Consider the following 21,690-nt stretch of genomic DNA (forward strand, 5'->3'; position numbering starts at 1 on the left):
CCTCGCGCGCAGGCAGCATCGATGGCGTTGACGATCGTGGTGCTCGCGCCCGACGGGGCGGGGAAGGCGGACGGGGGCGAGCTCTCCCTGACGCTGGACGCGCCCCGCGTCATCCTCGGCCGCGCGGAGGGCTGCGAGGTGCGCCTCCCCGACACGAGCGTGAGCCCCCGGCACGCGTCGATCCGGCAGCGGGGCGCCACGTACCTGCTCCTCGACGAGGGCAGCGAGAACGGCACGTTCCTCGGCAAGACACGCATCGCCCTGCGCACGGCGATGCCCCTGAAGACCGGCGATCGCATCCGCATCGGGCGCGTGTGGCTCCTGCTCCGGATCGAGCCGGCGGTCGCGAAGGCCGCCCCGGCGGCGGCCGCCAAGGAGCTCGCCCTCGAGCTCGTCGCGCGCGGCCTCGCCGCGCAAGGGGAGGATCCGGCGCCGCGCGTGGTCGTCGTCGAGGGCCCCGACAGCGGCCGCGCGTTGCGGATCGAGGAGGCGGCGCGGCCCTACATCCTCGGGCGCGCCAAGGACACCGATCTCGTCCTCGACGACCCGGACGTCTCTCGCCGTCATCTGGCCATTACCCGCAGGGGCGATCAATTCTCTGTTCAAGATCTCGGATCGCGCTCGGGCGCTTCGCTCGACGGCGTTCCGGTGCCTCAGTTCGATACGATCTGGCGTCCTGGACAGGTGCTCGCGATCTCGGGTGATCGGCTCATCTTCGAGCATCCGGCCGCCGAGGCGCTCGCGGAGATCGAGCGCAGCCCCTGTGAGCCGCTCCGTCCAGACGCGGTGTTCGAGCCGCCTTCGCTCGAGGAGCCGAAGGCAGCGCATTCCACGTCGACGCCTCCGCCTGCCTCGGTGAGCACGAGTTCGCCGCTCGCGCAGCCCGCTGAAGCGGCTCCGGTGTCTCGCGCGGCGCAGGGAAGTGGATGGGGCTTCACAGAGGCGCTCATTGCGCTGCTCGCGCTTGGTGTGCTGGCGCTCAGCATTGCTGGCCTGTTGTGGCTGCTGGGGCGCTCTTAGCGTCTTGACGTCGCGCGCGCGCAGGGTTCGAAGAGCGCAGTCCCGGAGGGTGCGCATGCGTGCGATCCGAATGAGAGCTGACGGCGAGGGCGAGGCCACCGAGGCGGAGCTTCAGGCGGAAGGGATCCGGTGCGGCGCGTTCGACCCGGGCGCAGCTGTGCTCGCCTTGCAGGGCGTGGTCGCGGACCGCGGATGGACGGAGCACGAGGATGTCCGCCGCGACGGGAGCAAGCCGCGCGACGAGGCGGAGAGCGCGAGAGAGGCGGATGAGCACTGTCACCTGGGCGACGAGGTGCGGCTCTTCGTGGAGGGACAGGGCTGTTACGACATCCGTTGCACGAACGACGATTGGCTGCGGATCTGGGTCGGCGCGGGCGATCTCATCGCCGTGCCGGCGCGGCGCTACCATCGCTTCATGGCGAGCAAGGCGGGCGCGATCCGCTACCTGCAGCCGTACGGCGGCCGTCACCTGCTCATGCAGCTCTACCGCGTGTCCGATGATCGGACGCGCGCGATGTGATTGAACGCGAGGTACCCCATGGCGCATCCCTACCGTCTCGTCACCTCCAGGGCCCGGATCCCCGTCCCTGGCGGCAAGCTCATCGAGGAGATCTTCGGCCGCGTGAACACCGGCACGGAGGGGTTCAGCCTGGCGCACATGGTGGCCCCGCCGGGCTGGAGCGAGCCGGCACAGACGCCTTCGTTCGGCGAGCTGACGCTCGTGATCCGCGGCCGCGTGCGCGCCGAGATCGCGGGCGAGGCGGTCGACGTCTCGGCCGGCCAGGCCCTCTGGACGGAGCCCGATCAGCGCGTCCGCTACAGCAACCCGTTCGACGAGGAGAGCGAGTACTTCGCGCTCTGCATACCGGCCTTCGCGCCGGATCTGGCGCGGCGCGACGCCGAGTGAGCTCCGCAGTGCGCGGCGCCGGCGCGTGATCTGAGCGGCGCCGCCGCAGGATGCGCGCATCGCGGTGCGCGGCGCGCGCGCTGGCGCCGCGCACCGCGCCGCGCAGATCCTCGATCCCTGGTGGGCGCCGAGCGCGTACTATGCCCCATGCTCTTCGATCCCGCGGAGTTCCGGAAGGTGCTGGGCCAGTTTGCGACCGGGGTCACGCTCGTGACCACGGTGCAGGACGGCACGCCGCAGGCGATGACGGTGAACTCGTTCAGCGCGGTCTCGCTCGACCCGCCGCTCGTGCTGTTCTGCGCGGACAGGCGGTCGCGCACGAGCGCGGCCATCGAGGCGTCCGGGGTCTTCGCGGTGAACATCCTGCGGGAGCAGCAGCGGGAGTTCTCGGACCTGTTCGCCGGCAAGGGCACGGACATCGATCGGCAGGCGGTGCTCACCGAGGCCCACGTGGCCGAGTCGGGCAGCCCGATCCTCAAGGACGTGCTGGCCTTCCTCGACTGCAAGGTGGAGCACACGTACGACGGGGGTGATCACATCATCTATGTCGGTCGCGTGCTCGCGTCGGGCCGGGGGGAGGCGGGCGCGCCGCTCCTGTATTACCGGGGCACGTACCAGGCCCTCGACGACGTCTGGCGGTGGCGCGATCGTTATGCGGCGCGAGAGCAGGCGACCCCGTTCCACGAGCTCGTCGACTTCTTCGATCGCATGCAGGCGGAGGGCCCTTATGCGACGCTCATCGACGAGCTCGTCACGCTCGTCGATCCGGGCGTCGAGGAGCGGTGCCTCGATCTCGGCTGCGGCACGGGCCGCCTGACGCGCGAGATGGGTCGCCGCTGCCACGAGTCGATCGGGATCGACGCGACGGCGGCGATGGTGGAGCGCGCCGCGCAGCGGGCGAAGGCGCTCGGCCTGGACAACGTGACGTTCCGGGAGGCGCTGGCGACGCGGCTGCCGTTCCCCGACGCCTCGTTCGACGTGGTGACCGCGTCGAACCTGCTCCTGCACCTGCCCGAGCCGGGCCCGGTGCTGGCCGAGGCGGCGCGCGTCCTCCGCCCGGGCGGCCGCCTGGCGCTGCTCGAGCCCGCGGCCACGATGAGCCGCGCCGCGATGGCCGGCTACCTGCGCGGCCACCGGTACAACCCGTCGACGGCCCACGCGATGCTGGCGTGGGCCGACGCGGCGGAGGTCACCTACCGTCACACCGAGGACAAGCTCGGCGGCGAGATCGGCGGCGCAGGGCTCCAGGTCGACCGCCGCGAGCGCCGGATGAACGGCCTCGCGCTGCTCTGGATCGCCCGCAAGGCCTGAGCGCGCCGCCCGAGCGCCCAGGCGCCAGGCACCGGCCCCGAACCGAACCTCGCCCGGCGCGCGGAGCCCCGCGCTAGAGGCTCATGCCGACCGCCGGAGCCCTGCCTCGTCGACCAGCCGGGGCACCCAGTCCTCCGCGCCGATGGACCGCATGTGGATGCCCGAGAGCCCGGGGATGTCGCGGAGCCCGCGGATGAGCTCCAGCGTGATCCGGTAGCTCTCCCCCTCCGCGTCGCCGCTCTGGCGGACGCGCTCGATCAGGTGTTCGGGGACCACGAGCCCCGGCACCTTCTGCAGGAAGCTCAGCCGATCCACGCCCGCGAACGGGAAGATCGCCGCGATGAAGTGCGCCCGCTCGTGCAGCCCGCGCTCCACCACCGCGGCCATCCAGCGGCGCATCGACGCGAGCTCGAACACCGCCTGCACCTGGATGAAGCTCGCGCCCGCGTCGATCTTCGCGGCGAGCCGGTCCATCGCCCCGGCGATCGCCTGCTCCGCGCACGGGAAATCGATGGTCCCGACGTGGAAGTAGGGCGCCGGCGAGACGACGTCTCCGTTGAAGAGCTTCCCCTCGCGCGTCAGCCGGCGGGTCAGCTCGATGGCCGCGTAGCTGTCGACGTCGCTCACCTCCTTCGCGTCGGGATCGGAGCCGATGGCGCACGGGTAGCCGCCGAGGACGATGATGTTCGAGAGCCCGAGCGCCGCCATCCCGAGCAGGTCGCCCTGGAGGGCGATCTTGTTCTTGTGGCGGAGCGAGAACTGGAGCACCGGCTCGAGCCCCTCCTGCTTCACGAAATGGCCGACTGCCATGTTGGCGCAGCGCGCCTGCGAGAGCAGGTGATCGTTGATCTGCACCACATCCACACAGCCCGCCATGTTTCGGGCGTGCTTCAGCAACTTCTCCAGATCGTAGTGACGCGGGGGCGTCAGCTCGGCGGAAACGAGGAACTGGCGCTCGCTGAGGAGGCGCTCCATCTTCGACTTCGTCACCATCTCCTGCTCCTTCCGTCACTCGACGAACCTGAGGACTCCGTCACTCGACGAACCTGAGGACCCGGACCTTGGCCCCGCTCCGGCCGTGGAACCGCGCGGCCGCGCTCGCGATGCGCGCCGCCTCGGCCCGCGCCAGGCTGCAGGGGAACCCATACTTCTTGAGGACCCGCTCGCTCGCGATATCGAGCGCCGTCCGGCAACGCGACACGAAGTCGTCGAGATCGTAGCTCTCCCCGACGGCGAGGTGCTCCTTCACGACGAGCGACGGAGAGTAACAGACCTGCTGCTCGCCGCTCGGCCACTCGATAACGAAGCGCATCTCCGGCATACGTCGCTCGCTTGTCCTACGTTTGGCGGGATCCAAGGAACTCGCGGTACACGCCGGCCGCGATGCGGGCCGATCGATCCCACGTGTACCGGGCCGCGGTCTCGAGCCCCGCGGCGCGGAGGCGCCGCCTCACGCCCTCGTCCAGGATAGCTTCCATTGCGCCGGCGAGATCGTCTGTTCTCGAGGGATCGACGAGCAGCGCGCTCTCGCCGTCGGCGAGGAACTCGGTGAAGGGAGGTTGCGCAGAGCTCACCACCGGCGCCCCGGAGGCCATCGCCTCCAGCAGGACGAGCCCGAACCCCTCGCGGACGGACGGAAAGACGAACGCGTCGGCCAGCCGGTAGAGCGGCGGGATCAGCGCGTCGGGGAGCACGCCCGCGAGGACGAGCGGCGGCGGCGACGCGCCCGCGGGCGAGGGCCATACGCCGCCTTCGCGCGCGATCGCCTCGAACTCGCGCTGGTAAGGCTCGTAGTCGAACAGCGTCTCTCCGCCGGCGATGATGAGCTGGGCTCCGGGCAGCCGCTTCCGCACCGACAGGAACGCCTTGAGCAGGCCGATCGAGTTCTTGCGCGGCTCGACGCCGCCCACGGTCACGAAGAGCGGCGATCCGGTGGCGTCGAGGCGCGCGCGCAGCGCCGCGTCCCGCTCGTCGGGCGTGGCCGTGTAGCGGCGCAGGCTCACGCCGTTCGGGACGATCGCCGCGTCGACGCCGTGCTCGGCCCGGAGCGCCTCCCTCCACGCTTCGCTGACCACGAGGCACGCGTCGGCCTCGCGCACGGAGCGGTCCTGGCAGGCGCGCAGGTACGGGCTGTCGTAGTCGTCGAGGTGGTGCACCGTCCGGAGGAAGTGGGGGACGCGCCCCTCGGCGCGCAGCGCCGCGAGCGCGTTCGCGCTGATGCAATCCTGGGAGTGCCAGACGTCGTGCCGCGCCCCGAGGCGGCGCAGCCCGTCCTCGAACTCCGCGATGCGCTGCTTCACGACCGCGTCGATCCCCGCCGGCGGGGGCGCGGCGGGCACGAGGACCGAGGGGCAGCGCGGCGCGCGGTAGAAGCCGCCCTGGTCCTTGTTCAGCGCGTAGATGCAGACCGAGACGCCGAGGTCGTGGAGCGCCTCCGCGAGCTCGACCGTGTGCACGACGCCGCCGCGCGGCTTGGTCGAGTAGGTGAGGAGCGCGACCGAGAGCGGCGCGCCCGAGGCTTTCGTGGCGCCGGCGCTCATCGCGCCCGAGGCAGCGCGGGCGCTCATCGCGCGCCCTCGCGCGCGAGCCCGGTGAGCGGCTCCGCCGAGAGGTCCCAGAGCGTCTGCCGCTCGCCGGCGGCCTGGAGGGTGAGCCGCCGCGAGCCGTCGACGGCGCCGACCGCCGCGCTCGCGATGCCCCGCCGCGCGAACGCCGAGAGCACGTCGCCGGCGACCTCCGGGCGCACGCTGAGCAGGAAGCCGTAGCTCGGGAACGCGAGCAGCCAGCGCGCGAGCGGGACGTCGCGCGGCCGCGGGACGGCCTCCAGATCGAGCACCGCGCCGGCGCCGGACGTCTCCAGGAGCATGAGCAGCGTCCCCGCGACGCCGCCCATGCTGATGTCCTTGCCCGCGTCGCACAGGCCCGCCTCGGCGAGGGCGGGCAGGACCTCGAGGTCGCCGCGCAGCCGCGCCGGGTCCGCGCCCGTCGAGGCGTTCCAGAACGGGTGCTCCGCGTGCATCTCGCCGCGCAGATCGATCGCCGCGACGAGCACGTCGCCGGGGCGCGCCGCGAAGCTCGTGATGAGCCGCCGCGCCCGGCCCGCGATGGCCACGGCGAGGGCGTTGTACGGGCTGCGCGCGCTCGTATGCCCTCCAACGATCGGCACGCCGTAGGCGCGCGACGCGGCGACCATTCCCTCCCAGACCGGCTCCAGCGCGCCGGCCGAGGTCCCCCAGACGACGTCGACAACGGCGATGGGTCGGCCGCCCATCGCGTAGACGTCGCTGACGTTGACCATCACGGCGCTGTAGCCGGCGAACCGCGGATCCCCTTCGAGGAACGCGGGCCAGATCCCCTCGGCGGCGAGGAGCAGGTAGCCGTCTCCGTCGGGGATGGCCGCGCAGTCGTCGCCGAGCGCCGCGGGTCGCTCGACGGAGCTGGCCGCGAGCGCCGCGCCCCGCTCGCCGGACAGGTACCGCGCCGGGATCTGCACGTCCCGCTTCGCGAGGACGCCGATCGCGCCGCGCAGCTGGGCCGCGACGCCGCCGAGCATCAGCGGAACCTCTGCCCGGGCGGCGGGCGGGGCTCGTCGCTCGGCGGGTAGCTGTCGAGGTCGGCCTCCATCAGGTGGTGCGGCCGCTCGCGGTGCGATCGCTCCTCGAGGGAGCGCCAGTGGATGCCCTCGAAGAACGGGACGTTGGCCGCCTGGACGAGCGCGAGGAACCGGCGGCACCCCCAGCCGTGGGCGGTGGTGACCGCCTTGTGGACGAGGCCGCGGCCGACCACGCCCTGCTTGCGGTGGGCGCGCTGGACGCCGAGCCGGCCGCCGTACCAGAGGCCGGGCTCCGCCTCGTAGATGCGCACGGTGCCGACGAGCCGCGGGCCCCCTGGCGCCCCGTGCTCCAGGGCGGCGATCGGGAACGCGGAGCCGTCCCAGTCGTCCTCGTCGGTGGTCTTAAACAGCCCTTGCTCGTCGCAGAAGATGGCCCGGCGCAAGCGGAGGTACTCGAGGTACGTGTCCCTGCTCTGCACAAGCTCGAAGCTGTAACGTGGCGTCATCGGAGCTCTCCGAGGTTGATGTCCATGCCGCGCCGGATCCCGACCGCGCCGCGGCTCGGCCTTCTGCCTCGAAGCCCGAGAGCCCCGAGCAGGCGCCGCAGCGGGCGCAGCCCGCCTTCACGTCGGTCGAGCGCAACCCCGCCCGCGCGAGCAGCGGGCCGATGTGCTCGTAGAGCGCCCGCATGAAGTCCCCCGAGGGCGGCGCGCGATCGGCCCCGGGCGTCCCGGGGATGGGCACGAGCGGGACGAGGAACGGATAGACCCCCAGCGCGATGAGCCGCTCGCTCGCGTCGAGCAGCGACGCCAGGGAGTCGCCGAGCCCCGCGATGAGGTACGTCGACACCTGGCCGCGCCCGAACACGCGCACGGCCGCCTCGAACGCCTCGAAGTAGCGGGCCACGCTCACCTCGGCCTTGCCCGGCATCGCGGCCGCGCGCACCTCGTCCTCGACCGCCTCGAGGTGCATGCCCAGGCTGTCGACGCCGGCGGCGCGCATCCGCTCGAACCAGGCGAAATCGTCAGGCGGCTCGCACTGCGCCTGCACCGGCAGATCGACGCGCGCCTTGATGCCGCGCGCGCAGTCGGCGAGGTGCGCCGCGCCGCGATCCGCCGACCGCGGCGTGCCCGTCGTCAGCGTCACGTGCCGCACCCCGTCGAGCCGCGCCGCCGCCTCGGCGACCTCGCCGAGCTGCTCGGGCGTCTTCTTCGCGGTGGTGCGCCCCGCCGCGAGCGACTGCCCGATCGCGCAGAACGTGCAGGCCTTCTCGGGCTCCGTGTACCGGATGCACGTCTGGAGCACCGTCGAGGCGAGGACGTCCGCCCCGTGCAGCAGCGCGATCTTGGGGTAGGGGATGCCGTCCTTCGTCGAGAGGGCGTAGAAGCGCGGCGTCTTCACGAGGGCGATGGGCGCGAGCGCCTGGCCGTCCCGCTCCACGGTCCCCGCGCCGTCGCGCCCGAGCCGCGCGACGAACGGCGACGCCGCCGCCTGGTCGGTGTGGATCGGGATCATCACCGTGGCGCCGCGCAGCGTCGCCGCGACGTGCTGGGTCGGCCCCGCGCCGCCGCGCCGCGAGGTCCACGCCGCGCGGCGGCCGCCTCCCTCGCAGGAGGCCTCGCCGGAGGCGGGCTCCGGCGGGGGCGCGGCGCCCGCCTCGGGGGCGCCCTCGGGGGCTTCAGCCAGCCTCAGGCCGAACGACTGGAGCTCGGTGATCAGCGTCTGGGTATCCATGGTCCACCGCCGCAGGGGCAAGGGAGGAGGCCTTGGGGCTGCCCGCGCCGAGCGTTATCGAGCGCTCCGCCGTATCCATCCAAAGCCGCAGCAAGTCGGGCCGGGCGTAGTGCCCCGCCGCATCCATCATCCGCTTTCGCTTCGTGATCAGGGCGAAATCGAGCTCGGCGACGGCCATCCCCTCGCCGTCGGTCACGGGCGGGCACGCGTGCACGCCCTCGGGCGTCACGATCGCCGTCATGCACCCGCCGCGCAGCACGCCCTGGATCTGCTCGTTCGGGGCGACCTCCCGGACCTGCTCCGGCGTCAGGAAGGCCGTGGCGTTCACCACGAAGCAGCCCGACTCCAGCGCGTGGTGCCGGATCGTCACCTCCATCTGCTCGGCGAAGATGGGCCCGACAAGGGAGCCGGGGAACTGGCTGCAATGGATCTGCTCGTGCTGCGCGATGAGCGCGAACCGCGCGAGCGGGTTGTAGTGCTCCCAGCAGGCCAGCGCCCCGAGCCTCCCGGCCGCGGTGTCCACGGTCCTGAGCCCCGAGCCGTCGCCCTGCCCCCAGATCATGCGCTCATGGTAGGTCGGCGTGATCTTGCGGCGGTGGAGCACCAGGGAGCCGTCGCTGTCGAAGACGAGCTGCGCGTTGTAGAGCGTCCCGTGATCGCGCTCGTTCACGCCGAGCACCACGACGACCCCGTGCGCGCGCGCGGCGGCCGCCACGGCCCGCGTCACCGGGCCGGGGACGGTGACCGCCTCGTCGTAAAGGCGCATGTGCTCCTTCCCCATGGCGGGCGGCGGGAGCACGAAGGAGAAGTACGGGTAATACGGGACGAACGCCTCGGGGAAGACGCACAGCTCGGCGCCTTCCTTCGCGGCCCTGGCGATCGCGGCGACGACTCGCTCGGTCGTCCCGTCCCGGCTGCCGAGGACGGGACTGGCCTGCACCGCGGCGGCCCGGACTTTGCGGTTGAACTCCATGGACCGCGCTTGGATCAGAGCGTCCAGGAGTGGACCATGAACGCGTTGTCCCGGCGGTGGATCAGCTGGATGTCGAGCACGTCGAGCGGGCTGATGGGCTTGATGCCCGGGATCAGCGCGTGCTCGCCGTGGCCGTAGAGCGCCTGCAGCGCGAACCGGCAGGCGTACACCTTGCCGCCCTCCTCCATGAACCGGCCGATCTGCTGGTTCACCGCGAGGTGCCCGGAGAACGCCTCGCTCCCGAGCTTGGGGAAGCCGCGCTGGAGCCCCAGCGTGACGCCCGGCCCATAGAGCAGGATGGATGTCTCAAACCCCTTACGTTGCAGGCGGATCGCCGTCAGCACGTTGACGAGGCCGATCGACCCTTCGAAGGCCACCGTGTGAAAGGTAACCAGCGCCTTCTCTCCCGGCTTCGCCTTGACGTCTTCGAAGACCTTCTCCTCGTAATCGACCAGGAAGTCACCAGCGTTGTAGGCGGGATACGTCGGCTTGGGCATTGGTTACCTCTCTCCTAGAATGAGTTAGTTGAGAACATAGTGGTTTTCTGGACGCAAGGAAAATGCAGGAGCCCTCCCTCTTTTGAGCGGGTGTCAGTCGCGGAGGGGCACAGAGGGGCGCGGAGGGGGTGCGACTTTGGATCTGGCGTCGGCGTCCGCAGCGCCCCGGTCGGCTGTTTGCCTGGGTCGTCGCGTGTGTCTCGAGCGCCTCGTCCGCTTCGTGCGCTTCGTGCGCTTGGGCGATTTCGACGGGTTCGACTCGCTCTGTTTCGCCGGATCGTCTCGACGATTTCGACGACGTTTCGCGCGCTTGTCCGCGAGAGCGAGCGTGGCTGGGGAGGTGCTGTGCGCTCGTGCGTTCGAGCGGCAAAAGCTGGCAGGGAATCGAGCCCTCGGGCGGGCTGCTACCGCTGCTTCTTTCGCACCTTGGCGCTCTTGCCGCCCTTGGTGCGCTTGCTGGTCTTAATGCCCTTCAGGGGCTTGGTGCTCTTGCTGATCTTGACACGACGGGGGGGCCGTGCGTCCGCCGCGTCGCGCCGCGGCCGGCGCGGCTTCGCCTCATCCGCCGCCGGCTCGCCGGCGAGGCGCCGGCCATAGACGGCGCGCCGGAGGATGGCCACGTCCTCGATCTGCACGAGCATCGCGTCGCCGATCGCGATCCGGTCCCCCGAGCGGCGGCCGATGACGCGCAGCCCCTCGTCGTCGATCTCGTACTGATCCGGGCCGAGCGACTCCATGCGGACGAGCACGTCGACGAAGGGATCCTCGATGTTGACGTAAACGCCCCCTCCCACGATGCCCGTGACGGTGCCCTCGAAGGTGTCGCCGAGCCGTGAGCGCATGAGGAGCGCGCGGTGCAGGTCGACCACCTCGCGCTCCACCTCCATCGCCTTTCGCTCGCGCTCCGACGCCGTGATGGCCGCCTCGCGCAGCCGCTCGGTGGCCGCCTCGCTCCTGTCGACGCGCTCGCCGCGCAGCACCGCGCGGATGGCCCGGTGCGCCGTGATGTCCGGGTACCGCCGGATGGGCGAGGTGAAGTGCAGGTACGCGCTCGAGGCGAGCCCGAAGTGGCCCACGTTCGCGACGTCGTACACCGCCTGCTTCATCGCGCGGAGCAGCAGCATGTGCAGCACCTGCTTCTGCGGGTGCGCGTCGAGCTTCTTCAGGAACACCGACAGCCGCTTGGGGTCGGCCGCGTCCTCCGGGTCGAACGCGAGCCCGAGCTCCCCGCACATCGTCGCGAAGCGCTCGAGCTTCGCCTGGTCCGGGGGCGCGTGGTACCGGAAGACCGTGGGGATGCCCTGGTCGACGACGAACTGCGCGCACGTCTCGTTCGCGAGGAGCATCATCTCCTCGATGAGCTGGTAGGCCTTCGCCACGCCGGGGTCGTGGCTGCGCTTCTGCACGTCGACGGGCGCGCCCGTCTTCGGGTCGAGCACCACCTTCGCCTCGGGCAGGTCGAGGTCGAGCGCGCCCCGCCGCATCCGCTTGCCGCGGAGCAGCCGGGCGAGGTCCCACATCACCTGGAGATCGTTCCTGAGCGCCTCGGCCTCGGGGCTGCGCGGCGGCTCGGGGGTGAAGCCGAGCGCGCGCGCCACGCCGGGGTAGGTGAGCTTCGCGATCGAGCGGATGTACCCCTCGATGACGCGGGCCCGCCGCACCGTCGCCGTCGGGTCGAGCTCGACCTCGACGCACAGGCAGAGGCGGATCACGCCCGGCAGCAGCGAGCACAGGTTCGACGACAGCGCCCGCGGCAGCATCGGGATCGCGCGATCGGGCAGGTAGACCGAGTTGCCCCGCGCGAGCGCCGCCTTGTCGAGCGCGGTGCCCGGCCGCACGTAGTGCGAGACGTCGGCGATCGCGATCCAGGCGCGGTACGAGCCGTCCTCCTCGCGGATCACCCACACCGCGTCGTCGTGGTCGCGCGCGTCCTCCGGGTCGATCGTCGGCATGGGCAGGTGGGTGAGGTCCGTGCGCCCCTCGAGCGCCTCGGCCGGCACCTCGCCCCCGAACGCCTCGGCCTCGGCGATCGCCTCGGGCGAGTGCTCCTCCTCGATCCCCTCGCGCAGCAGGATCTTGGCGACCTCCACGTTCGGATCGCCGGGCGTCCCCAGCACGGCCTCGATCACGCCCTCCGGGTTCTCGTCGGCCAGGTCAGGGAAGCGGGCGATCGACACGACCGCCGCGGCGCCGTCCTCCGCGTCGGGCGGAACGAGCGGCCCGCCCGGCTCGCGCGGCACGATCACGATCGGCCCGCGGACGCGCCCGTCGTCCGGCTCGAGCCACGCGCTCCTGCCGCGCCGGCGCAGCACGCCCGCCACGCGCGCGTGGCGCCGCTTGACGACCCGGACGATCTCCCCCTCCACGCCGCGCCGCGAGCGGGTCGAGATGCGCACGGCGACGGTGTCGCCGTGGAGCGCGCCGCCCATCGCCTCGGGCGAGACGTAGACGTCCTCGGCCGCCCCTCCGAGCGCCACGAAGCCGAAGCCGCGCGGGTGCACCGTCAGCGTCCCCTCGCGCTCGGCGCCGCGCGCCTCGACCTGCTTCTGGCTCGTGCGGAAGCGCTGCCCGGGGAGCGCGACGATGCTGCCCTCCAGCGACAGCTCCTCGAGCAGCCGCTGCAGCTTCGCGTAGCGGCCCGGCTCGACCCCGAGGCGCTCGGCGATCTCGTTCGCGTGCAGGGCGCGCTTGAACGAGGACAGCAGGTCGACCACGGCCTCCCGGCGGCGCGCGCCGGAGCCGGTCGTCGGAGGATCTCCGCGAGATGAAGAACGCATGAAACTCGACTAGCACGAGTCTCCTCGCGCTGGCTGTCTCCGCCCGGGTCCGGTATGCCTCGAACCCACCCCTCACCGACCGCAACGACCGATGCCGCTGAACTCGATCGCCCTGCTCCTCGCGCTGGTGCTCCTCGTCGCCCTCGCCGGCAGGGGCAACGTCTTCGCGGTGCGTCCGGCCGGTGACCGGCGTGAGGGACGTGAAGGACGCGACGGACGGCCTGGGCGCGCGGAGGCGCCTCAGGCGAGCCCCGAGGCGCCTGCGTCGCTGTCCTCGAGCGACGAGCGGCAGGCTGGGCGCGCCCGGTTCTTCGTCACGCTCTTCCGGCTCGCGCTCTTCGTCGCCATCGCGGCGAGCGCGGCGCTCGTCGTCGAGTACCAGAACGCGGGCGATCCGGCGTTCTGCGGCGTCACGTCGGGGTGCTTCGCCGTCAGGATCTCGCCGTACAGCCGCTTCCTCGGCGTCCCGCTGCCGAACCTCGGCCTCGCCGCCTTCACCGCGCTCCTCACCGCCTCGCTGCTCGCGCGGGCGCGCTGGCACCACGCCGCGATCGCGGCCGCCTCGGCCGTCGGCGGCCTCGCCGCCGCGGTGCTCCTCGGGCTCCAGAGCTTCGTGATCGGCGCGTTCTGCGCGTGGTGCATCGCGGTCGATCTCGCGGCCTTCGCCGCGGCGGTCACGTCTGCCCTCGTCGCGCGGCAGGCGCGGCGCATGCCGGCCAGGGCGTTCGAGCGCGCTGCCCAGGGCGGGCCGCTGGGCGTCACGGTGTGGGGCGCGGCCGCCGCGGCCGCGATCGGCCTGCCGTTCCTCTGGGGCAGCCACCCGGTCATTCCGCCGCTCCCGCCGGAGCTCGCGGCGCTGCAGGAGCCGGGCAAGATCACGATCGTGGCCTTCACCGACTTCGAGTGTCCCTTCTGTCGCAGGCTGCACCCCGAGCTGAGCAAGATCGAGGAGCCCTACGGCGACAGGGTGCGCCACGTGCGCAAGATGGTGCCGCTCCCGATCCACCCCGGCGCGCTCCCCGCCGCGAAGGCCTACGTCTGCACGCCCGAGGACAAGCGCGAGCAGGCCGCGGCGCTGCTCTACAGCGCGTCGCCCAGCAAGCTCACGGACGAGCGCGTCGCGTCCGTCCTCTCGCCGCTCGGCCTCTCCGCCGCGGAGCTCGCGGCTTGCCTCGCCGCGCCCGAGACCCAGGCCGCCATCGACGCGGACGTCGCGCTGTATGGGCGGATGGAGGCGCGCGGGCTCCCGACGACCTACGTCGGCCGGCGGCTCGTGGTGGCGTACAACCCCGAGCGGATCCGCGATGCGCTGCGCCGTGAGGCCGCCGGGGACGACATGAGCTTGCCGCTCCCCTGGCTCCTCGTCGCCCTCTTCGGCGCGGCCGCTGTCGCCGTGCTCGTGGGCGGAAGGGATCGCTCGCGCGGCGCGGCGGACGAGGGGGGCGCCGCGCCCTCGTCGTCCTCGCCAGAGCGATCGTGAGCGACGTCGCGCCCCGCGCTGCCTTTCGCGGCTGGCCGCCGGGTGACAGAATGGCTCATGAGTGATCATCCCGAGCTAGCCGGCAAGCTCCCCCTGGAGTTCTTCCGGCAACTACCCAAGACCGATCTGCACGTCCACCTCGACGGCTCGCTGCGCCTCGAGACGATCATCGAGCTCGCCCGCAGCCACCACATCGAGCTCCCCACGTACGAGCCGGCGGAGCTGCGCAGGGTGATGAACCTGGGCCAGAACTGCGGCTCGCTCGTCGAGTACCTCAAGGCGTTCGACATCACGCTGCGCGTCCTGCAGACCGAGGAGGCCCTCCACCGCGTCGCCTACGAGCTCGCGGAGGACGCAGCGCGCGAGAACGTGCGCTACATGGAGGTCCGCTACTCGCCGATGCTGCACACCCGCCTCGGCCTGCGGCTCACGAGCGTTGTCGAGGCGGTGCTCTCCGGGCTGAGGACGGCGCGCGACGCGCTGGGCATCGAGAGCAACGTCATCGTCTGCGGCATCCGCAACATCTCGCCGGAGTCGTCGCTGGAGATGGCGGAGCTCGCGGTGGCGTACAAGGGCCGCGGCGTCGTCGGGTTCGACCTGGCCGGCGCCGAGTACGACCACCCGGCGAAGCACCACAAGGCCGCGTTCCAGCTCGTGCGGCAGAACAACATCAACTGCACCATCCACGCCGGCGAGGCGTACGGCCCCGAGTCGATCGCGCAGGCGCTCCACGTCTGCGGCGCGCACCGGATCGGCCACGGCTGCCGCCTGCGCGAGGACGGCGACCTGCTCCACTACATCAACGATCACCGCATCCCGCTCGAGTGCTGCCCGTCGTCGAACGTGCAGACCGGCGCCGTGCGCGACCTCGCCTCGCACCCGCTCAAGCTCTACCAGAGCCTCGGCCTGCGCGTGACGGTCAACACCGACAACCGGCTCGTCACCGACACGACGGTGTCGCACGAGCTCTGGCACTGCCACACGAAGATGGGGTTCGGGCTGAAGGAGATCAAGGCGACCATCGTGGCCGGCTTCAAGAGCGCCTTCCTGCCGTTCCACATCAAGCAGGCCTATCTCCGCCGCGTCACCGAGGACCTCGAGCGCTTCTCGGCGGACGGCTCGATCCGCCCCGCGGTGGCGCCCGTGGCTCCTGGCATGGCCGCCGGCCACGACGGGATCGAGATCGCCTCGAGGGACGGGAAGGACGGCAGGCAGGGGCCCCCGGCCTCCGTCGAGAAGGCCGCCAACTGACGCGCTGCCCGCCGACGCGCCGCGCGCCGCGGATCGAAGCGTCGATCGCGCGGCGCACGGCGGCGGCCGCGCCCTGGCGTCGGGCTCAGCCGCCCTTCCACTCGGTCCGCTGCACCACGGGCAGCTGCAGCGCGCGCTCGCGGTCGAGGTCGAGCGAGCCGAGATGGATCGCGATCGGCGACTGCACCCACTTGAAGATCGACCTCGAGAACAGCGTCGCGAACTTCTCGGCCCAGGCCCGCAGCGCGGCGGGGTCCTTGTCCGGGAACAGGCTCGGGAGCGCCGTCGCGACCTCGTCGGCGGCGAGCTTCTCGGCGCCGTAGAGGTGGAGGCACGCGTCGAGGACCTCGAACGGCATGAGCTCGGCCTCGCCCGACTGGTTCGCGGCGAGCTCCGGCCCGGCGGTGGTTGCGAGCGTCTGCTGGATGCCCTGGAAGCGGAAGCGCTGCGAGAGGCGCTCGAGCAGCGCGATGACCACCGTCTTCGGCAGGTTGGCGATGACGCTGAACGCCCCCTCGAGGTCGCCGCCCACCGTGGTGTAGCCGAGCGCCTTCTCGCTCATGTTCCCCGTCTGCAGGAACAGCGCGCCGCTCGTGTTCGCCCAGTTCCACATGCGCCCGCCGCGGATGCGCGCCTGCACGTTCTGCTTCGTGAGCTCGGTGAGCTGCCCGCCCTCGCCGACCATCGCCTGGGCGGCCTCGAGCTCCCGGGGGAACGCGTCCTCGATCGGGATGACCGCGAACGACACCCCGAGATCGTCGGCGATCTGCGCGGCGGCGCGGTGCGTGGCGTCGCTGGAGTAGCGGGACGGCATGAAGAACGCGTAGAGCGACGCCCCCATCCGCTCGCGCAGGGCCGCGCCCTCGAGGCCCGGGTGGATGAGCTGCACCGCGCGCCAGGCGACGAGCAGCGTGAGGAGCGAGTCGCGGCCGCCCGAGAGCGCGAGGCCGATGCTCTTGAAGGCGCCGATCTTGCGGTAATAGTCGGCGACGCCGAGCGCGAGCGCCTCGTAGAAATCGTCGAGCAGCTCGTCGCGCGCGGAGATCGCGGGCAGCGCCGCCGAGGGCAGGAACGGCGTCGTGCCGGCCGGCGGGGCGGGGTAGGCGAGGCGCGCGCGGTCCGCCGTCTCGCCGTCGATCCGGAGTACCTGCACCATGCGGGCGGAGGCGCGGCGGAACTCCTCGAGATCGCTGCGCCAGGTGCTCGCCTCGCGGCGGCAGCGGGTGGTCCGGTCGAGGTCGACGACGGCCGCGGAGAACCCCTCGCGGAACCGCGGCGCCTCCAGCATCGGCCGGCCGTTCTGGTTGATGAACCCGCCGCCGTCGAAGACGAGCCCGTCGTTGCCGCCGACCAGGTTCGCGTAGGCGATCGTGCACTGGTTGTCCGAGGCGCGGGTCGCGATCATCTCGCGCCGGGTGCCCGTCACCCCGGCGCGGAACGGCGACGCCGAGATGTTGCAGACGATCTCGGCGCCGGCGTAGCAGCGGCGCCGCATCGGGCCGTCGGGCGACCAGATGTCCTCGCACACCTCGACGGCGATCGTCCCGAAATCGAAGGCGTAGACGCGATCGCCGCAGAGCACGCCGTCGGCGTCGAGCTCCATGAACGGCATGCCGCGCGAGAACGTCCGCGCCTCGTAGAAGATGTTGTAGGTCGGCAGCTTCTCCTTGGGGGAGAAGGCGAGCACCCGGCCGGCGTGGACGATGGCGCCGGCGTTGAAGAGGTCGCCCCCCACGCCGACGGTCACGCCGATGACGAACACGGTGCGGAGCTGCGCGGTACCCGCGGCGAACCGGCGGAGCTCGCGCTGCTGGCTCGCGACGAACGCCGGCCACTGCACGAGGTCCTCGGCCGCGTAGCCGCCGATCACCTGCTCCGGGAAGACCGCCAGGGTGACGTCGTCGCCCGCCATCGCGCGGGCGAGCGAGAGGCACCGGTCGGTGTTCGAGCGGACGGCGCCGACGGTCGCGTTGACGTTGGCGATTCCGATCTTGACGAGTCGCATCGGGCGGCAGCCTACCGCGGCAGCACGGCGCTGAGCAGGCCGAAGAGCTTGTCGAGCTCCCCGGGGGTCACGCGCCGGTTCGACTTCACGCGGTCCCCCTCGGCGAAGAAGACGATCGGGTCGACGACGCGGACCGTCACGATGGCGATGCGGAACGAGGTCGCGCGCTCGATCTCCTCGTTGAGGAAGGCCGCGTCGCGGGCGGCGAGCTCGGGGGTCTCGCTCGCGCCGTCGAGCGCGACCGTGGCGCCGCCGTCCTTGGTCAGCGTCACGGTGGCCTCGAGCGATCTCAGGGTGGGCGGCACCCGGGGCGCCTCCCGCGGCCCCTTCAGCGTCCTCGCCGGGTCGATCGCCGCGGCGATCGCGGCCTCGTCGCCTGTCGGATCGGGGAAGCCGCCCGTGCCAAGGAAGCGCCGCGCCTCGCGCGCCCGCGCGACCGGCAAGACCACGAGGAAGTCGGGCTCCACGGTCGCCACGACGCGCGTGTGCCCCTTGATGGTCACGCGCACCGCCGGCACGCCGAGCCCGCTCTCCCGGGTCCCTGGCGGCTGGCTGCGCGAGAGGAGCGCGTCGAGGCCGGACGCCAGCCTGTCCGGCGGCACGCTGTGCTGGACGACGACCACCGCCTCGTGGGCCGCGTCCGCGCGCGGTGCGGTGACGAAGGCGCGCTCGACGTCCCGCTCCGGATCGAGCCCCGTGCCGGTGAGCACGGGGCCCCACAGATCGAGCGCCGCGAGCCGCCCCAGGATGGGGTGTCCCCGGGTCCTCTCGCCGTAGACGAGCACCGAGACCTTCCCCCCGGCGATCGACTGCGCGATCGCGGCCGCGTTGCGCGGCTTCGGCGGCGGCGCCGTCTCCGCGCTGACCGGCGCTCCGGACGACGCGGAGCCGCACGAGGCGGCGAGGAGGGCGAGGCTGATGGCGGCGAGCCGCAGCAGCGAGCGGCGCAGCGGCGAGGCGCGCATCGCGTCGGGGAGCCCTTGGCGAACGGACGGCATCACCCGGGCGACGTTACCGGCACCTACCCGATCCTGCCAGCGGGGCAAACCTCCAGGGCGCCCGTCGCCGGGCGCGCGTCGACGGACCGACCGCGCGATCGTCGCTCGCCGACGCGCGACGCGACGACGCGCTGCGCGGCGACGATGCGAGAAGGTGCGCGGGCTCGCGGTCCTGCGCGCGCACCTTGCTGCGGCGAGGCCATCCCTCTTCCTCGGCTCGGGACCTGGAGTAGGATGCCGCTCCCGCGGTCCACGCAGAGCTCGTGCGCGCCGCAAGGCTCCGTGTCCCGCGACGCGGACGCGGAGCCCGACCCATGTTGAAGAGGAGTGTCATCCCATGGCGGTCCGCCCATCCGACCTGCACGCGATCCCGCTGTTCGAGAGAATCACGGAGGATCACCTCGATGACCTGATGAAGGCGTTCCAGCGCCAGGAGGTCCCGTCCGGCCACGTGCTCTTCGAGGCCCGGAGCGCCCCGGCGCACCTGTTCCTCCTGGTCCGGGGCGAGGTCGCGCTGCTCGAGGCGGGCGAGACGCGCTTCCGCCTGAGCCCCATCTCGCCCATCGGCGAGCTCGGCGCGCTGACCGGCTTCCGGCGGACGACGACGGCGGTGACGACGCAGCCTTCGGAGATCTGGCGCATCGGCGTCGCCGAGCTCCAGAACTTCTTCGAGGACCACGGGGACGTCGCGTACCCCTTCTACAACAACCTGCTCAACGTCGTGGCCGGCAAGATCCGGCGCGACGCGCGCCGCCTCGAGGAGACCCGCGCGAACCTGATCCGCACGCAGAAGGCGATGAAGCGGCTCCTCGATCTCGTGCTCGACAGCGAGGAGACGCCGCTGAGCAAGGTCATCTGCGCGACCCTCGAGGAGCTCATCGAGAAGAACCGGCGCTCCCACTACATGGTCGAGCCGGCTCACACGCTGAAGAGCTCGGTCCGCCTGGACAGCGGCGCCCTCGTCCCCGTCGTCGAGCTCTCGGACGGCTGGCTGCGCCTCGCCGGTCTGCGTGACGTCGCTAAGGACGCGCACTGGAGCGGCGTGCTCGTCCTGCCCGCGCGCGAGATCCCGGTGAGCGGGACCATCGACGCGGTCGACGATCACGGCGCGCTGGTGAAGCTCGATCTCCTGATCGACGAGTACGCCTCTGCGCTCCAGGATTACCTGACGCGCCTCCAGATGCTGGATTTCGTGGTGTGACCTCGCGCCGCGCCGCGCTCGCGGGCCGCGCCTCGATGCGTGGCGGCGGCGGCGCGGCGGCGCTGCTCCTGGCTTCGCCGTGCCTCCGGCCTGCGAGCTCTCAGGCTCCCAGGCGTTCAGACGGTTGCCAGGATCGTGCCCGGTGATCTACGGTTCCAGGAGCTCGCTGACATCGCAGCGCTGAGCCGAAGTGGCGGAATGGCAGACGCGGCGGATTCAAAATCCGCTGTCCGCAAGGGCTTGTGGGTTCGAGTCCCACCTTCGGTACCGAGAGCGCCCCTCACGATCGTTCGCCGCCAGGCAGCCGAGGGCGGGTGGTTCGCTCTGGCGGGCGACCGTCCTGGTCACAGGGCGGCGCCGTAGGGGCTGACCGTTCGTTACGCTGGGCGAGCCTGGACGGCGCCCTCTGCCGGAGCACGGCGCTGTCAGGCTGCTACGCTCGGCGCGCATGTCGCGTCGGAGCGGAGGTGGGATCGAACGGCTGGGTGCGCTGATCCAGCGCGGGTCCTCGCTCTCGGCGCCGGCGGAGATCGACACCTCGCCGATGCCGTTCCGAGAGTGGGAAGCGGCCGTGGGGTCCCGGATCGCCGCGCGCGCGCGGCCGCTCAAGCTGGAGCGCGGCGTGCTCCACGTCCGCGCGGCGAGCTCGATGTGGGCGCAGGAGCTCTCGCTGCTCGGCGACGCCATCACCGCGCAGCTCCGGTCGCGCGGCCTCCCTGTGCAGTCCCTCCGGTTCCGCGTCGGCAAGGTGGAGCCGGTCGCGCGGCCGCCCTGGCGCGAGGAGGTCCGCCCGACCCCGAAGGAGGCGCCGCTCCCGGTCGAGGTGCGGCGAGAGCTCGGGAAGGTCGCCGATACCGAGCTGCGCGATGCGATCGCGAAGGCCGCCGCGAGGAACCTCGGCTGGCAGGAAGCCGAGGCGGGCGCGCGTCCCCGCAATGCACCGCCGCCGCTCCAGCCCTCCGCGGCGCCGGCCCCCCGTGTGTCGCCGCCGCCTGTCCAGCACGGGGCCGCTCGCGCGGCGCAGCCGCCTGTCCAGCACGGGGCCGCTCGCGCGGCGCAGCCGCCGGCTCCGCGCGTGTCGCGCGTGTCGCCAGAGGCCGCCGCTCCCGCGACGCCCGGCGGCGATGCGGAGGCTACTTCGCCGCGACGAGGCGCTCGAGACCCTCGATCCGCTGCATCAAGAACCGCTCGGTCGGACCGAACGACGGAGCCATCCGGCGGAGGTCGTCGAGGTAGATCCTGAGCGGCTGGATATCGAGCGTCTTGACGCGCCGGACGACGGTGTAGAGCTCGTCGACGACGGGGCCGGGCAGCGGGCGGCGCGCGATCGTGAAGAGCTCGAACGCGTAGTTGACCCACGTCCCCTTGGTCGTGGCGCCCGCGAGGCGAGCCGCGTAGCGCGCGGCGAGCTCCGCGGCCGGCATCTCCAGCGGCACGTTCGTCCGCGCGCGGCTCAGGATGTCGATCAGCACCGTCTGCAGGATGCGCTCGGCCTCCTCGCTGCGGCCCATCGCCAGCGCCTTGTCGGCGAGGCTCGCGAGCAGGCGCAGCGACTGGAAGCCCTTGGATCCGCCGTCTCCCGTCGGGCTCGTGAGCTCCGTCGGGTCGTCCGACATCTTGCGCATCTCGGTCAGCGCCATCGCGCCGAGCGTCGCCGTCGCGCGGCGGAACTCGACCCCGTAGGCGTCGTGGGGGCGCGACTCCTCCCCGCCGTAGAGCAGCATCTCCTGGCTGCCGATGATGATGCGGTCGCCGTCGGTCAGCTCGCGCTGGCCGGAGATGCGCGTGCCGTTGACGTACACGCCGTTCCTGCTCTCGAGATCGTGCAAGGCCACGCCGTCGTTGCGCACCTGCAGCGTCGCGTGGCGCCGCGACACCAGCGGGTCATCGAGCGAGAGCTGGCAGTCGCCGCTCCGGCCAATCACGAAGGGCCCTTCGGGGAGCTCGAAATCGTGCGCCAAGTACCGGAGGCGGAAAGGCATG

General features: G+C 72.2%; 20 protein-coding genes and 1 tRNA gene. 9 read left to right on the top strand and 12 right to left on the bottom strand.

The genetic code is table 11. The features are described 5' to 3' along the window. The first annotated feature begins 21 nt into the window (after window positions 1-21). The 4 genes from WME95_RS49155 (at window position 22) to WME95_RS49170 (ending at window position 3,238) form a co-directional block, all read left to right on the top strand. Window positions 22-1,020 (top strand): FHA domain-containing protein, encoded by a 999-nt coding sequence (locus tag WME95_RS49155; protein ID WP_437906073.1) that lies wholly within the window; start codon window positions 22-24, stop codon window positions 1,018-1,020. A 55-nt stretch (window positions 1,021-1,075) separates the two neighbouring features. Beyond that, window positions 1,076-1,540, top strand: a complete 465-nt coding sequence (locus WME95_RS49160; protein ID WP_437906074.1) for a 1,2-dihydroxy-3-keto-5-methylthiopentene dioxygenase — start codon at window positions 1,076-1,078, stop codon at window positions 1,538-1,540. 18 nt (window positions 1,541-1,558) lie between these two features. Further along, window positions 1,559-1,927, top strand: coding sequence for a cupin domain-containing protein (locus WME95_RS49165; protein ID WP_437547860.1), 369 nt, complete (start codon window positions 1,559-1,561; stop codon window positions 1,925-1,927). Between the two features lie 147 nt (window positions 1,928-2,074). Further along, the gene (locus WME95_RS49170; protein ID WP_437547862.1) at window positions 2,075-3,238 is read left to right on the top strand and encodes a flavin reductase; all 1,164 of its coding nucleotides are present in this window, start codon (window positions 2,075-2,077) and stop codon (window positions 3,236-3,238) included. A gap of 81 nt (window positions 3,239-3,319) precedes the next feature. Here the strand turns inward: WME95_RS49170 and WME95_RS49175 are convergent, their stop codons facing one another. The 9 genes from WME95_RS49175 to rnr form a co-directional block, all read right to left on the bottom strand. After that, the gene (locus tag WME95_RS49175; protein WP_437906075.1) at window positions 3,320-4,231 is read right to left on the bottom strand and encodes a methylenetetrahydrofolate reductase; all 912 of its coding nucleotides are present in this window, start codon (window positions 4,229-4,231) and stop codon (window positions 3,320-3,322) included. Window positions 4,232-4,271: 40 nt separating this feature from the next. Continuing rightward, on the bottom strand, window positions 4,272-4,559 hold the full coding sequence (locus tag WME95_RS49180) for an MSMEG_0570 family nitrogen starvation response protein (protein WP_437906076.1): 288 nt from the start codon (window positions 4,557-4,559) through the stop codon (window positions 4,272-4,274). Between the two features lie 16 nt (window positions 4,560-4,575). Beyond that, entirely contained in the window at window positions 4,576-5,805 is a 1,230-nt protein-coding gene (locus WME95_RS49185) for an MSMEG_0565 family glycosyltransferase (protein ID WP_437906077.1), read from the bottom strand. Then, on the bottom strand, window positions 5,802-6,791 hold the full coding sequence (locus tag WME95_RS49190) for a sll0787 family AIR synthase-like protein (protein WP_437906078.1): 990 nt from the start codon (window positions 6,789-6,791) through the stop codon (window positions 5,802-5,804). Before WME95_RS49190 ends, WME95_RS49185 begins: the two co-directional genes overlap by 4 nt. Beyond that, window positions 6,791-7,297, bottom strand: a complete 507-nt coding sequence (locus tag WME95_RS49195; RefSeq protein ID WP_437906079.1) for an MSMEG_0567/Sll0786 family nitrogen starvation N-acetyltransferase — start codon at window positions 7,295-7,297, stop codon at window positions 6,791-6,793. Before WME95_RS49195 ends, WME95_RS49190 begins: the two co-directional genes overlap by 1 nt. Next, entirely contained in the window at window positions 7,194-8,525 is a 1,332-nt protein-coding gene (locus WME95_RS49200) for an MSMEG_0568 family radical SAM protein (RefSeq protein WP_437906080.1), read from the bottom strand. Before WME95_RS49200 ends, WME95_RS49195 begins: the two co-directional genes overlap by 104 nt. Beyond that, window positions 8,470-9,498 (bottom strand): Nit6803 family nitrilase, encoded by a 1,029-nt coding sequence (locus tag WME95_RS49205; RefSeq protein ID WP_012241613.1) that lies wholly within the window; start codon window positions 9,496-9,498, stop codon window positions 8,470-8,472. The genes WME95_RS49200 and WME95_RS49205 overlap by 56 nt, the downstream gene beginning before the upstream one ends. A 14-nt stretch (window positions 9,499-9,512) precedes the next feature. After that, a complete protein-coding gene (locus WME95_RS49210) occupies window positions 9,513-9,995 on the bottom strand; it encodes an MSMEG_0572/Sll0783 family nitrogen starvation response protein (RefSeq protein WP_012241614.1) in 483 nt (160 codons plus the stop codon). A gap of 404 nt (window positions 9,996-10,399) precedes the next feature. Beyond that, window positions 10,400-12,772, bottom strand: coding sequence for a ribonuclease R (gene rnr / locus WME95_RS49215; RefSeq protein WP_437906081.1), 2,373 nt, complete (start codon window positions 12,770-12,772; stop codon window positions 10,400-10,402). Between the two features lie 91 nt (window positions 12,773-12,863). On the opposite strand from rnr, the gene WME95_RS49220 reads away from it, so the two are divergent. Further along, the gene (locus tag WME95_RS49220) at window positions 12,864-14,252 is read left to right on the top strand and encodes a vitamin K epoxide reductase family protein (protein ID WP_437906082.1); all 1,389 of its coding nucleotides are present in this window, start codon (window positions 12,864-12,866) and stop codon (window positions 14,250-14,252) included. A gap of 57 nt (window positions 14,253-14,309) precedes the next feature. Further along, window positions 14,310-15,503, top strand: a complete 1,194-nt coding sequence (add, locus tag WME95_RS49225; RefSeq protein WP_437906083.1) for an adenosine deaminase — start codon at window positions 14,310-14,312, stop codon at window positions 15,501-15,503. 85 nt (window positions 15,504-15,588) lie between these two features. Here the strand turns inward: add and nadE are convergent, their stop codons facing one another. Together nadE and WME95_RS49235 are read right to left on the bottom strand one after the other, a co-directional pair. Continuing rightward, complete coding sequence (gene nadE, locus WME95_RS49230) at window positions 15,589-17,508, bottom strand: NAD(+) synthase (protein ID WP_437906084.1); 1,920 nt, start codon at window positions 17,506-17,508, stop codon at window positions 15,589-15,591. An 11-nt stretch (window positions 17,509-17,519) separates the two neighbouring features. After that, window positions 17,520-18,506, bottom strand: coding sequence for a hypothetical protein (locus tag WME95_RS49235; protein WP_437906085.1), 987 nt, complete (start codon window positions 18,504-18,506; stop codon window positions 17,520-17,522). Between the two features lie 337 nt (window positions 18,507-18,843). Between WME95_RS49235 and WME95_RS49240 the strand changes: the two genes are divergently transcribed. From WME95_RS49240 to WME95_RS49250, 3 genes are all read left to right on the top strand, one after another. Further along, on the top strand, window positions 18,844-19,707 hold the full coding sequence (locus WME95_RS49240) for a Crp/Fnr family transcriptional regulator (RefSeq protein ID WP_437906086.1): 864 nt from the start codon (window positions 18,844-18,846) through the stop codon (window positions 19,705-19,707). Window positions 19,708-19,891: 184 nt separating this feature from the next. Next, a tRNA-Leu gene (locus WME95_RS49245) sits at window positions 19,892-19,974 on the top strand. Window positions 19,975-20,251: 277 nt separating this feature from the next. Continuing rightward, window positions 20,252-20,950: a DciA family protein gene (locus WME95_RS49250; RefSeq protein ID WP_437911115.1), complete on the top strand. Its 699-nt coding sequence runs from the start codon at window positions 20,252-20,254 to the stop codon at window positions 20,948-20,950. On the opposite strand, the gene WME95_RS49255 is transcribed toward WME95_RS49250, so the two are convergent. After that, a complete protein-coding gene (locus tag WME95_RS49255; RefSeq protein WP_012241622.1) occupies window positions 20,841-21,689 on the bottom strand; it encodes an FHA domain-containing protein in 849 nt (282 codons plus the stop codon). The two genes, WME95_RS49250 and WME95_RS49255, sit on opposite strands and share 110 nt — an antisense overlap. Window position 21,690: the final 1 nt, after the last annotated feature.

The organism is Sorangium sp. So ce327, assembly GCF_051530205.1.
In the GTDB taxonomy this organism is placed as follows: domain Bacteria; phylum Myxococcota_A; class Polyangia; order Polyangiales; family Polyangiaceae; genus Sorangium; species Sorangium cellulosum_B.